The 12,531-nt window shown below is 63.8% G+C and carries 8 protein-coding genes; 2 read left to right on the top strand and 6 right to left on the bottom strand.

What is annotated here, in order from left to right; genetic code table 11:
- Positions 1 to 55: 55 nt before the first annotated feature.
- Positions 56 to 1,648 carry a peptide ABC transporter substrate-binding protein gene (locus tag FJV83_RS03520; protein ID WP_095770815.1) on the bottom strand — a complete coding sequence of 531 codons (1,593 nt, stop codon included), beginning with the start codon at positions 1,646 to 1,648 and terminating at the stop codon, positions 56 to 58.
- A 283-nt stretch (positions 1,649 to 1,931) separates the two neighbouring features.
- On the opposite strand from FJV83_RS03520, the gene FJV83_RS03515 reads away from it, so the two are divergent.
- Positions 1,932 to 2,378, top strand: a complete 447-nt coding sequence (locus FJV83_RS03515; protein ID WP_095770816.1) for a TadE/TadG family type IV pilus assembly protein — start codon at positions 1,932 to 1,934, stop codon at positions 2,376 to 2,378.
- Positions 2,379 to 4,136 (top strand): pilus assembly protein TadG-related protein, encoded by a 1,758-nt coding sequence (locus FJV83_RS03510; protein ID WP_142885045.1) that lies wholly within the window; start codon positions 2,379 to 2,381, stop codon positions 4,134 to 4,136.
- 51 nt (positions 4,137 to 4,187) lie between these two features.
- On the opposite strand, the gene FJV83_RS03505 is transcribed toward FJV83_RS03510, so the two are convergent.
- The 5 genes from FJV83_RS03505 to glgC form a co-directional block, all read right to left on the bottom strand.
- Positions 4,188 to 5,834 carry an alpha-glucosidase family protein gene (locus FJV83_RS03505; protein WP_142885044.1) on the bottom strand — a complete coding sequence of 549 codons (1,647 nt, stop codon included), beginning with the start codon at positions 5,832 to 5,834 and terminating at the stop codon, positions 4,188 to 4,190.
- A complete protein-coding gene (glgX, locus tag FJV83_RS03500; protein WP_142885043.1) occupies positions 5,834 to 7,894 on the bottom strand; it encodes a glycogen debranching protein GlgX in 2,061 nt (686 codons plus the stop codon). The genes FJV83_RS03505 and glgX overlap by 1 nt, the downstream gene beginning before the upstream one ends.
- A 199-nt stretch (positions 7,895 to 8,093) precedes the next feature.
- Positions 8,094 to 9,722 carry an alpha-D-glucose phosphate-specific phosphoglucomutase gene (locus FJV83_RS03495; protein ID WP_142885042.1) on the bottom strand — a complete coding sequence of 543 codons (1,629 nt, stop codon included), beginning with the start codon at positions 9,720 to 9,722 and terminating at the stop codon, positions 8,094 to 8,096.
- Positions 9,723 to 9,725: 3 nt separating this feature from the next.
- On the bottom strand, positions 9,726 to 11,171 hold the full coding sequence (gene glgA / locus FJV83_RS03490; RefSeq protein WP_142885041.1) for a glycogen synthase GlgA: 1,446 nt from the start codon (positions 11,169 to 11,171) through the stop codon (positions 9,726 to 9,728).
- An 83-nt stretch (positions 11,172 to 11,254) separates the two neighbouring features.
- Positions 11,255 to 12,520 (bottom strand): glucose-1-phosphate adenylyltransferase, encoded by a 1,266-nt coding sequence (gene glgC, locus FJV83_RS03485; RefSeq protein WP_095770822.1) that lies wholly within the window; start codon positions 12,518 to 12,520, stop codon positions 11,255 to 11,257.
- Positions 12,521 to 12,531 lie beyond the last annotated feature (11 nt).

The raw sequence follows: 12,531 nt of genomic DNA, 5'->3' as shown, positions 1-12,531 counted from the left end.
CCCCCCCCCCCCCCCCCCCCGCCCCCGGCCCCCCCCCGCGCGGCTTGGCCAGGGATCAGTCCTTGCTGACGAAACGCGACGGATGGACATCCATCACATTGTCGACGAAGCCATGCAGCTTCGAGGACACGATGTCGTGGTAGCTGTAGTAGAGCAGCGGGATCTGGCCAACATCGTCGACGAGAATGCGTTCGGCCTCGGAGAGTTCCTTCATGCGCTCCTCGGGCTTGCCTCCGGCGGCGGCTGCCTTGTCCATCGCTGCTTCATAGGCCGGGCTGTTGTAGTTCGAGTAGTTGTTGCCGCTCGCCTTGCGCGAGATCCCAAGGAAGGTTTCCGGATCCTTGTAGTCGGCGATCCAGGCGGCACGCGCCACGTCATAGTCGCCCTTCTGCTCGAGGAAGGAGTAGTGCGTCTTGGTGTCGGTGTTGAGCAGCGTGACGTCGACGCCAAGCGGCTTCAGCTGCTCCTGGATGGCGACCGCGGTGTTCTTGTGGTTTTCCGAGGTGTTGTAGCGGATTTCCATCTTCAGCGGATGTTCGGGCGTGTAGCCGAGTTTCTCGAGGATTTTCTTGGCCGCGTCCTCGCGGTCTATCTGCGGCATCTCGGCATATTTGGCCATTGCGGGCGTGTAGCCCTCGATGCCGGGAGGCACCATCGAATAGCCGGGCAGCATCGAGTTCTGCCAGACCTTTTCGGCGATGAAGTCGCGGTCGATCGCCATCGAGATGGCGTTGCGCAGTTCAGGGTTGTTCCACGGCGCCTTGTCGGTCTTGATGGCGTAATAATAGGTGCCGAGATAGGGGCCGACATGGATCTGGTCGCCGAACTTGGTCTTGAGGTCGGCAAGCTGTTCGGTCGGCAGATCGTCATAGCTGTCGAGTTCGCCTGCCTCGAAGCGCTTCATCGCCGATGAGCGGTCTTCGGTCGGGATATAGTTGACCACGTCGAACTTGACGGTCGCGGCGTCCCAGAATTTCGGATTCTTGACCAGCTTCATGTGGTCGTTGGGAACCCATTCGGCCAGCGTGTAGGCGCCGTTCGAGACGAGCTTGCCGGGCTTGATCCAGTCGGCGCCGAGTTTCTCAATCGAAGCCTTGCTGACCGGATAGGTCGCCTGGTGGGTCAGCATCTCCAGGAAGTAGGGCGTCGGCGCCTTCAGGGTCACTTCCAGGGTGTTGGCGTCGATGGCCTTGACGCCCATGTCCTCGGGCTTGCCTTTCTTGGTGTTGACGTCCTCGGCGCCCTTCACCGGATACAGCATCGAGGCGTATTCGGCCCCGGTCGCCGGATCTTCCAGCCGGTGGAAGGCGTAGACAAAGTCGTCCGCCGTCACCGGGCTGCCGTCCGACCACATGCCGTCCTTGCGCAGCTTGAAGGTGTAGACGGTGCCGTCATCCGACACCGTCCAGCTTTCGGCGGCGCCCGGAATGAGATTTGCCTTCTCGTCCTGCATGACCAGTCCCTGGAACAGGTCGCGCAGCACGTTGGCTTCATACACCGTCGAGGTCTTGTGCGGGTCGACCGACTCCGATTCGGCGGCGGTGCCCCTGTTATAGACGCTCTCGGCGAACGCCGGCGAGTAGAATGCGCCGGCGGCTACCGCCATGGTGGTGGCGAATACCGTCGCCTTCAGCATGTTTTTCAGCATGAAGTTCTCCCTGTCGGCGCTGCCCGCGGCGCGCCTTTGAGTGTTGACGCCCCGGAACCGATGCCTGGTTCCTTTGAGCGTGCCGCCGGTTCCCCCCGGCAGCTGGTGGCAGGAGACTAGACAGGAGGTAAGCTCTTTTCAACCGAGTACTGATTGACCCTAAGTCAATCCTCAAAAACGAAGAAGCAACAGCTAAATTAGAACGGCATTTTCAATCGCGCGCATCCCCAGGTTGCACCCAGAGTTTTCGCTTTCTGCATGCGAACTTTGGCATGCTCGTATCATGGTACAGAACCTCATTTCCAGGCTCCGAAGACGTGCGTTCCGAACAGACAATTCGGGAACGTCGGCGGTCGAGTTCGCCCTGCTGTCGCCGATTTTTATCCTTCTTCTGCTCGGAATGGTTGCGTACGGTATCTATTTTGGTGCTGCCAACTCGATCCAGCAGATCGCGGCGGATGCCGCCCGGACGGCTATAGCCGGGTTGAATCAGACCGAGCGGCAGACGCTCGTTGCCGCCTTCCTCGCCAACAATGCCGGTGGTTACCCCTTCGTGGACGCCAGCAAACTGACCTACCAGGCCAATGACAGCGTGGCCGACGGCAGCCAGTTCGTGGTGTCGGTCTCGTACGATGCACACAACCTGCCGATCTGGAATCTCTTCCCGGGCATAGCCATGCCAGGGACCACCATCAAGCGTCAGTCAACGATCAGGGTTGGGGGTATCTGAATGCTGCAGCGTGCGGGCAAGGGCATCGGCCGGCTTGCACGGTCTATGATGGAGGACAGGAAGGCGAATTTCGCCGTCATGACCGCGCTGAGCGTGCCGGTCGCCCTGGCGCTGGCCGCGGTGGCCATCGATGAAGCCTCCATCTACTCGGAGCGCCGGCAGGCCCAGGCGATGGTCGATCTGGCGGCGATCACCGCAGCCTCGAACATCAACAATGTCAACATGGCGGTCGTCACCACGCTCACCGACAACGGCATGCCGGGTGTCGTCGTTCAAGCCTCGGGCCAGACCATTGCCCCGGCCCTCGGCAAGACCGTGGTGACGGTCACGCAGGGCCGATATGCCTCGACGACCACCAACGTCACCCAACGCTTCCAGGCGGGCGTGACACCCTACAATGCGGTACGTGTCACGCTGGCGAAAGTCCCCACCCGCTATTTTGCAAGTTCGCTCATCCCCACTCCGGTCATCGGCACCCAAGCCACGGCCAGCATGACGCCGCAGGCGGCATTCTCGGTGGGGTCGAGACTGCTCGGCGTCAATGGCGGCGTCCTCAATGCTTTGCTGAGCGGGCTCCTCGGCGGCAACATTTCGCTCAGTGTCATGGACTATAACGGGCTGATCTCGGCCGATGTCAGCGTCTTGTCCTTCATCAGTGCGCTCGCCATACAATTGAACATCACGGCCGGCACCTATTCGGACGTACTGGCCTCGAAAGCGACTGTCGGCCAGATCGCCACCGCCATCGCCAACGTCCCCGGCCTCGGCAACACGGCCAAGGTCGCCCTGCAGACCATCGCCTCCAAGTCGACCAGCACGGTCAAGATCCCGCTCAGCAGCCTTGTCGATCTCGGGTCCGTCGGCAGCCTGGGCCTCGGGCAACAGCCGTCCGGCTTCGGCGTCGATGCAAGCGCCATGGGAATGCTGACCGCCGCCGCCGTGCTGGCCAACGGCACCAACCAGGCCGCGGTCGATCTCGGCGCCACCATTCCGGGACTGCTCTCGACCAAGCTCAACATCGCCATCGGGCAGCCGCCGCAATCCTCGCCCTGGCTCGCGGTCGACGGCATCGGCACTGTCGTGCGCACCGCCCAGACGCGCATCAAACTGACGGCCTCCGTCGGTGTCGGCACGCCCGGCCTCGGCGGCGGCATCAGCCTGCTCGCCGTCAACCTGCCGCTCAATGTCGAAGTCGCCTATGCCGAAGCCAAGCTGACCGACATCAGCTGTCCGACAGGGCCTTCCAGCATCAGCGTTTCGATCGCCGCGCACCCGGGCGTTGCCCAGCTTAACCTGGCCAACAGCAACAATCCCTCCGGCTTCGCCGATTTCAGCCAGCCACAGACCTTCACCGATGCGGACATCGCCGATGTGAAGCTGCTGTTGATACCGCTGATCCAGGTGATGGGTTCGGCCGCGACCGCCATCACCAACAACAATCCGCAGACCTTGACGTTCAATGCGACCGACATCGCCAACAAGACCGTCAAAACCGTTTCGACGCGCAACATCTCGCAGTCGCTCACCACGTCGCTGGTCAACAACCTGTCGCTTTCGGCCAATGTGCTTGGTCTCGGCATCGATCTCACCGCGCTGCTCGGAACGGTCAAACCGGCAGTGGTGACCCTGCTCAACACCGTAACGGCGCCCGTCGACGACTTGCTCTACAATGTACTGTCCGCGCTGGGTGTCGGCGTCGGCCAGGCCGACATACGTGTCACCGGAGCGACCTGCGGTCGGGCGGTGCTCGTTCAGTAAGGTTTTCATGGCCAAGCGGGTCGCCTGGCCAAGGCGCGGTCGAACGGCCGGTCAGTCGAGCCGGCCAAGGAAGCAACCGAGAGCCGGCAGCGAAAGCGCTCCCCCCTCGCCGGCAGCGGTGCCAGCCAGGACAGCAGCGACAGCGCGAATATCCGGCGGCAAGGGCCAATTCGCCGGCTCTCCAGCGAAATTGAAGACGCAGAGCAGTTTCTGCCCGCCGCCTTCGCGGATGAAGGCCAGCACGTCGCTTTCGGCGTCGAGAAAGCGGATCGAACCGCTGACCAGCGCCGGATGGCGCCTGCGCAAGGCGAGCGTCGAACGGTAGGCGGACAACACCGATTGGTCGCTGCCGTTCTGCACATCGGCGGCGCAGGCGCGATGGCTGGCGGGGACCGGCAGCCAGGGTTTGCCCGTCGAGAAGCCCGCATTGTCGGCGCCGGCTTCCCAAACCATCGGCGTGCGGCAGCCATCCCTGCCCTTCACACCGGGCCAGAAACGGATGCCGACGGGATCGCGCAGATCCTCATAGGCAAGCTCCGCCTCCTCCAGGCCGAGTTCCTCACCCTGATAGAGGCAGATCGAACCGCGCAGGCAGGCGAGCAGCATGATCGAGAATCTGGCTACCGCCTCGGCATCGCCATCCGGCGCTGTCCAGCGGCTGACATGGCGCACCACGTCATGGTTGGAAAACGCCCAGCAGACCCAGCCGTCGGCAACCGCATGTTCGAAGGCCTCGACGCAGCCGCGCACATGCGCCGCCGAGAATTGCGGACCGAGCAGGTCGAAGGTGTAGCACATCTGCAGCTTGTCGCCGCCCGAGGTGTAGGCGGCCAGCGTCTGCAGCGAGCGGCTCTCATCGCCGATTTCGCCGACGGCGGCGCGCTCTGGATATTCGTCGAGCAGCGCCCGGAAACGCCTGAGGAAAGCCAGGTTCTCCGGCTGCGTCTTGTCGAACAAATGCTCCTGGTAAAGGTAGGTGTTGGTCTCGCCATTGGTGCCGGCGACGCTCGACGCCAGGGGTGGATTGCTGCGCAGCCAGCGGTCGTGGACATAATAGTTGACGGTGTCGAGGCGGAAACCGTCGACGCCGCGCTCCAGCCAGAACCGCACCGTGTCCAGCAGCGCGTCCTGGACCTCCGGATTGTGGAAATTCAGATCGGGCTGCGAGGCGAGGAAATTGTGCATGTAATATTGCCGGCGGGTTGAATCCCACTCCCAGGCCGGGCCGCCGAAGACGGACAGCCAGTTGTTGGGCGCATTGCCGTCGGGTTTCGTATCGGCCCACACGTACCAGTCGGCCTTGGGATTGTCGCGGCTGGCGCGGCTCTCGATGAACCATTCGTGTTTGTCGGATGAGTGCGACAAGACCTGGTCGATGACGATTTTCAGGCTCAGCCGGTGCGCTTCGGCGACCAGAGCGTCGAAATCCTCCAGCGAACCGAACATCGGATCGACGTCGCGATAGTCCGACACGTCATAGCCCATGTCGGCCATCGGCGACTTGAAGAAGGGCGATAGCCAGACGGCATCGACGCCGAGCGAGGCGATGTGGGCAAGTCGCGCGGTGATACCCCTGAGATCGCCGCTGCCGTCGCCGGTCGTGTCCTGGAAGGAGCGCGGATAGACCTGGTAGATGACGCAGCCGCGCCACCATTCGGCCCCCTGCCCCGCCCAAGGGTCGGCATTGTTGTCGGCCATCACGAACCCTTCCTGGCGCGACCCTTGGCGGTCCAGCGCGAACTGGTTTTTTTCGCATCGGATTGCCCGAAGCCCGGCTGCCACTTTTCGGTCCGATGCTCTGCCATGAAATGGACGCTGCGGCCCGGCAGCGGCCGCGCAAGGTCGATCGCCTGCGTCTCGATCGCCGGCTGCCATCGGAAGCCTTCCCGCGCGGGCAAGGTGAAGACGCATTGGCGACGATCGCCATTGATCATGACGGCAAGGCGGTCGCCGCCCGCATCACCCAATAGCATGACGAGGCGGTGTCGCGCGGGGTCGTTCCAGTCCGTCTCGGCAAGCGGCATACCGGTCTCGGTCAACCAGGCGACGTCGGGGATGCCTGTCGCATCGGCCGGTTGTCCTGTCAGGAAATCGGTATCCGACAAAGCGGGGACGGTACGGCGAAGCATGCCGAGCGCCGATGCGTAGCGCTCCAGCGCCTGGTCGCGGCCGGCCCAGTCGAGCCAGGTGATGGCATTGTCCTGCGCATAGGCATTGTTGTTGCCCTTCTGGGAGCGGCCGAACTCGTCGCCCGCTGTCAGCATGATGGTGCCGCGCGAGGCAAACAGCGTGGCGAGCAGCGCGCACTGGTCGTCGAAGCGCGCTTTGGTGATCGCCGCACTGTCCGTCTCGCCCTCGGCGCCGTTGTTCCAGGACAAATTGTCGTTGTGGCCGTCGCGGTTCTGCTCGCCATTGGCCGCGTTGTGCTTGCGCTCATAGGCGACGATGTCGGCCAGCGTCATGCCGTCATGGGCGGCGATGAAATTGAGCGTGCGGCTGGCCGGCTGGCCGGCCTTGCCAAAAACATCGGACGAACCGGCAAGCCGCGTCGCAAGCGCTCCTACCGCGCCGGCATCGCCTCGCCAGAAGCGCCTGGCGTCGTCGCGATAGCGGTCGTTCCATTCGAGGAAGCGCGGCGGGAAGTTGCCGAGCTGGTAGCCGTCAGGGCCGATATCCCAGGGTTCGGCGACCAACACGCGATCGGCAAGGACGGGATCGCCGGCGATCGCCGCGAGCAAGGGCGCCGCGGGATCGAACACGCCGTCGACGCGGCCCAGCACCGGCGCCAGATCGAAGCGGAAGCCGTCGACGCCGGCGTTGCAGACAAAATGCCGGAGCGTGTCGAGCACCATGTCCCGCACTGCGGGATGATCGCAGGCGACGGTGTTGCCGGTGCCGGTGTCATTGACCAGCCTGCCATCCGGCCGGTGCCGATAGTAGCCCTGGTTGTCGAGGCCGCGCAGCGACAGCGTCGGCCCCAGCCGGTCGCTTTCGCCTGTGTGGTTGAAGACGAGGTCGAGGATGGTGCCGATGCCGGCCTTGCGCAGCGCCGCCACGGTGTCGCGCAATTCCCCGAGGCCGCCGGGCGCAAGACGCGGGTCGAGCGCCATGAAGGTGACAGGATTGTAGCCCCAGGCATTGCTCAGGCCCAGCGGCGGCAGGTGCCGCTCGTCGATCGACGCCGTCACCGGCATCAGTTCGACGGCCGACACGCCGAGCCTTTGCAGATGCTCGATGACGACAGGATGAGCAATTGCCGCGATCGTACCGCGCCGCGCTGGCGGAATGTCGGGATGCAGCTTGGTGAAGGCGCGCACAGGCACCTCGTAGATCAGGCCGCCCGGTCGAAACAGCGGCGGCAACACAGGCACCGCTTCGGGCACGGCTTTCGCCAGGGTCTTGGGCATCAGCGGCGCGGTGTCTGCGCCCTCATTGCGCCGCGCGGCGAGCCGCCAGTGATAGGCGTATGGCCGGTCGATTTCGACGGCATAGGGATCGGTAAGCAGCTTGTCGGGGTCGAACCACAACCCGCGCTCGGGCGCATAGTCACCGTCGGCGCGGAAGCCATACCGCGTCCCCGAGGCAAGGCCGGGAACGAAGAGCGCATGCACCCCCTCGCCTTCCGGCTGCAACTCCAACCGGTCGAGTTCGCGGTTTCCCTGCCCGTCGAAGATCGACACCCAGAGGCGGCGCGCCGACGAGGACCAGGCTGCGAAGCGGATGCCCTCGCGGGTGACGGTGGCGCCGAGTTGGGTCATGGGAGCGCCTCACCTTCTCCCCTTGTGGGAGAAGGTGGATCGGCACGCAGCGCCGAGACGGATGAGGGGTGTTGGAAGGAATAAGGCGCCGGTGTTCTGGGCGTCGGTTTGCGCCAAGCTGGAGCACCCCTCATCCGTCCGAGCTTCGCTCGGCCACCTTCTCCCACAAGGGGAGAAGGGGGAGCCTCCGCCTCCACCCTCAAGTAATCACGCTCGGCTTGTTGCGGCCGGTGTGGCTCTTGATCCCGGCAATGTCGTTGGCGGCCGCGATGAGGTCGGCAAGGGCTGCCTGCGTGTCGAGATCGTGCCTGGCCTTGTCCGGCTCGTAGCGCTCGATGTAGACGCGCAAAGTCGCGCCGGACGTGCCAGTGCCGGAAAGCCGGAAGACGACGCGCGAGCCACCTTCGAACAGGATTCTGATACCCTGATGCTCGCTGGTCGAACCGTCGACCGGGTCGTGATAGGCGAAATCGTCGGCCTTGGCGATCTTCAGGCCGCGCACGCTGGTGCCGGGCAGCGAGCCGAGCTTGCCACGCAGTTCATCGACCAGAGCGTTGGCGCGGTCGCTCTCGACCTCCTCATAGTCGTGGCGGGAATAGTAGTTGCGCCCATAGGCCGCCCAGTGCTCGGTGACGACCTGCTTGCAGCTTTCGCCCCGCGCGGCGAGGATATTGAGCCAGAGCAGCACCGCCCACAGGCCGTCTTTTTCGCGCACATGGTTGGAGCCGGTGCCGGCGCTCTCCTCGCCGCAGATCGTCGCCATGCCGGCATCGAGCAGATTGCCGAAGAACTTCCAGCCGGTCGGCGTCTCGTAGATAGCGATGCCGAGTTTTTCGGCGACACGGTCGGCGGCGCCACTGGTCGGCATCGAGCGGGCGATGCCCTTCAGCCCGTCCTTGTAGCCGGGCGCCAGACGGGCATTGGCGGCAAGCATCGCCACCGAATCCGACGGGGTGACGAAAATGCCCTTGCCGATGATCAGATTGCGGTCGCCGTCACCGTCGGAAGCGGCACCAAAATCCGGCGCGTCCGGCCCCATCATCTCGTCATAGAGATGCTTGGCGTGCACCAGGTTCGGATCCGGATGATGGCCGCCGAAATCCGGCAGCGGCTTGAAGTTGCGGCAGGTGCCGCTGGGCGCGCCAAGCCGGTTCTCGAGGATTTCCTTGCCATAGGGACCTGTCACCGCATGCATGGCGTCGAAGCGCATGCGGAAGCCCGATTTGAACAGTCTGCGCAGCGCGTCGAAATCGAACAGGCTTTCCATCAGCTCGGCATAATCGGCGACCGGATCGATGATCTCGACCGTCATGCCGGCGGCCGTGACGGTGCCGATCGTATCGATGTCGATCGGATCGATGTCCGATATCTTGAAGCTCGCAATCGCCTTGGTCTTGGCAAAGATCGCATCGGTCAGCTTTTCCGGCGCCGGGCCGCCATTGCCGGCATTGTACTTGATGCCGAAATCCTCATGCGGGCCGCCGGGATTGTGGCTGGCCGACAGGATGATGCCGCCGAAGGTCTTGTATTTGCGGATGACATGCGAGGCGGCCGGTGTCGACAATATGCCGCCCTGCCCGACCATCACCTTGCCGAAGCCGTTGGCGGCCGCCATGGCGATTGCCTTCTGGATGACCTCGCGGTTGTAGAAGCGGCCGTCGCCGCCGATCACCAGCGTCTTGCCCTTGAAGCCGTCAAGCGCGTCGAAGATCGACTGGATGAAGTTCTCGGCATAGTGCTCCTGCTGGAACACGGGCACCTTCTTGCGCAGGCCCGACGTGCCGGGCTTCTGGTCTGAATAGGGCTTGGTGGGGACGGTCCGTATCATGCTTCAGGCAACCCTTTTCGAAAGCAGCAGGCGATAGAGTTCAAGATATTTTTCCGCGCTCTTGTCCCATGACACATCGCCCTTCATGCCTTGGCGCTGGATGGTCTCGAAGGCCGCGGGATCGGCGTAGGCATCGACCAGGCGGCGTATGGCGTGCAGCATCGCGCCGCCATTGTTGGGAGCGAATTGGAACCCTGTCGCCACGCTGGCCGCCATAGCCGCTTCGTTGGCGTCGATGATGGTGTCGGCAAGGCCGCCGGTGCGGGCGACCACCGGCACGCAGCCGTAGCGCAGGCCGTAGAGCTGCGTCAGTCCACAGGGTTCGAAGCGGGACGGGATGATGATGGCGTCGCAGCCGCCCTGCATGGTGTGTGACAGCCCTTCGTCATAGCCGATGACCACGCCAATGCGGCCACGGTGGCGTGCGGCGGCGGCAAGCAGCGCGCCTTCGAGGCCCGCGTCACCGGAGCCCAGTATGGCCAGCCGCGCCCCAGTCGCGACGATGCCATCGATCACCGTCGCCAATATGTCCATGCCCTTCTGCCAGGTCAGCCGGCTGATGACGCAGACGATCGGGCTGTCGTCGCGGTCGAGGCCGAAACGCTCCTCCACGGCCGCCCTGTTCGGCGCCCGTGCCTTGAGCGTTGCGGCCGTATAGTTCGACACCAGATGCTTGTCCGTCTCCGGATCCCAGATGGCGGTGTCGATGCCATTGACGATGCCATAGAGATCGCTGGAGCGCATGTTGATCAGGCCGTCGAGTCCCATGCCGAATTCCGGCGAACGGATCTCCTGCGCATAGGTCGGGCTCACCGTGGTGATCGCCCAGGCCGCCTGCAGGCCAGCCTTGAGGAAGCCGACGCCACCATAATATTCGACGCCGTCAAGCGCCATCGCCACTGCCGGCAGGCCGAGTTCGCCGAAGATGCCGGCGCCGAACTGTCCCTGGAAGGCGAGATTGTGGACGGTCATCATCGACGGCGTGCCGACCGCCTTGCCGTAGCGCATATAGGCCAGCGTCATCGCCGACTGCCAGTCATGGGCATGGACGATGTCGGGCAGGTAGCCCGAGATGGCGCCGCCGGCGATATCGGCGCCGGCCTGGCTCAGGGCCGCGAAACGCCGCCAATTGTCCGGCCAGTCGGCGCCCGAAGCATTGCCGTAGGGACCGCCGGGACGGTCGAACAGATGCGGCGCGTCGAGCACGAAAAGGTCGAGCCCGGCAAGCTCGACGGCATGGATAGAGGCCTTGCCGCCTTGCAACAGCGGATATTGGTAGACGGCCTTGCGTTTCTTGAAGCCCTCCATCACCGCGGGAAAGCCTGGAATGAGCGTGCGCATGGTCACACCCTTGGCCGCCAGCGCGACGGGCAGCGCACCGGTCACGTCGGCAAGCCCGCCGGTCTTGATCAGCGGGAAGATCTCGGGCGTGACCGACAGAACCTGCATGCGTCTATCCCGATCCTGTCCAATTCTTTGTTTCCAGGCAATTCCCGCACGGAAACCCGTTTCGCACTTTTCGCGGAATTGCTCTAGAGCCCGAGTTTGTTGATCATGTCCTGCGTGACTAGGCAGATGCCCTTCTCCGAAACGCGGAAGCGCTTGGCGTCGAGCACGGGATCCTCGCCGACGACCAACCCCTCCGGTATCCTAACACCATGGTCAATGACGACGCGCTTCAACTTTGCGTTCCGGCCGACATGAACGTCGGGCAGCATGACCACCTCTTCCAGCGTCGAATAGGAATTGATGCGCGCGCCGGTGAAGATCAGGCTCTTCTTCAGCGTCGCGCCGGAGACGATGCAATCGCCCGAGACCAGCGAGGAAACGGCCGAGCCGCGCCGGCCATCCTCGTCATGGACGAATTTTGCCGGTGGCTTCAACTCGGCGTAGGTCCAGATCGGCCAGTCACGGTCGTAAAGGTCGAGCTCCGGCGTCACGTCGGTCAGGTCGATATTGGCTTCCCAATAGGCGTCGACCGTTCCGACATCGCGCCAATAGGCTTCGTTCTCGGCGGTCGAGCGCACGCAAGATTTGGTGAAACGGTGCGCGATCGCCTTACCGTGCTCGACGATATAGGGGATGATGTCCTTGCCGAAATCGCGGCTTGAGCCCGGCTCGGCGGCGTCGCGGCGCAACTGCTCCATCAGGAACTTGGTCCTGAAGACGTAGATGCCCATCGAGGCCAGGGCGAAGTCCGGATTGCCCGGAATGCCGGGCGGATCGGCCGGCTTTTCGACGAAGGCGATGATGTTGTCCTTGGCATCGACATGCATGACGCCAAAGCCCGTCGCCTCCATGCGCGGCACTTCGAGACAGCCAACGGTGACGTCGGCATTGGCGTCGACATGCTGACGCAGCATCATCTCGTAGTCCATCTTGTAGATGTGGTCGCCAGCCAGGATGACCATGTATTCGGGGCCGTAGGCCTCGATGATGTCGATGTTCTGGTAGACGGCGTCAGCCGTACCCTCATACCACTGCGTTTCCGAGACGCGCTGGCTGGCCGGCAGGATGTCGAAGCTTTCGTTTCGTTCCGGCCGCAGGAAGTTCCAGCCGCGCTGCAGGTGGCGGATCAGCGAATGCGCCTTGTACTGGGTGGCGACGCCGAGGCGGCGAATGCCGGAGTTGAGCGCATTGGAGAGCGCGAAGTCGATGATGCGCGTCTTGCCGCCGAAATAGACCGCCGGCTTGGCGCGACGGTCGGTCAGTTCCTTGAGGCGGCTGCCACGGCCGCCGGCCAGTACATAGGCCATGGCATCGCGCGCCAGCGGCTGGGTCCGTTTCAAGTCTGCCATTTCTACCCTCC

Source organism: Mesorhizobium sp. WSM4307 (assembly GCF_007003945.1).
Taxonomy (GTDB): domain Bacteria; phylum Pseudomonadota; class Alphaproteobacteria; order Rhizobiales; family Rhizobiaceae; genus Mesorhizobium.
This window is presented reverse-complemented; position numbering and strand designations above follow the sequence as displayed.

What these genes read in the sequence shown, in the direction of transcription:
- FJV83_RS03495 (WP_142885042.1), bottom strand. Translation starts at nt 9,722, where the DNA reads ATGATACGGACCGTCCCCACCAAGCCCTATTCAGACCAGAAGCCCGGC.
- FJV83_RS03505 (WP_142885044.1), bottom strand. Translation starts at nt 5,834, where the DNA reads ATGGCCGACAACAATGCCGACCCTTGGGCGGGGCAGGGGGCCGAATGG.
- FJV83_RS03520 (WP_095770815.1), bottom strand. Translation starts at nt 1,648, where the DNA reads ATGCTGAAAAACATGCTGAAGGCGACGGTATTCGCCACCACCATGGCG.
- glgA (WP_142885041.1), bottom strand. Translation starts at nt 11,171, where the DNA reads ATGCAGGTTCTGTCGGTCACGCCCGAGATCTTCCCGCTGATCAAGACC.
- FJV83_RS03515 (WP_095770816.1), top strand. Translation starts at nt 1,932, where the DNA reads ATGGTACAGAACCTCATTTCCAGGCTCCGAAGACGTGCGTTCCGAACA.
- FJV83_RS03510 (WP_142885045.1), top strand. Translation starts at nt 2,379, where the DNA reads ATGCTGCAGCGTGCGGGCAAGGGCATCGGCCGGCTTGCACGGTCTATG.
- glgX (WP_142885043.1), bottom strand. Translation starts at nt 7,894, where the DNA reads ATGACCCAACTCGGCGCCACCGTCACCCGCGAGGGCATCCGCTTCGCA.
- glgC (WP_095770822.1), bottom strand. Translation starts at nt 12,520, where the DNA reads ATGGCAGACTTGAAACGGACCCAGCCGCTGGCGCGCGATGCCATGGCC.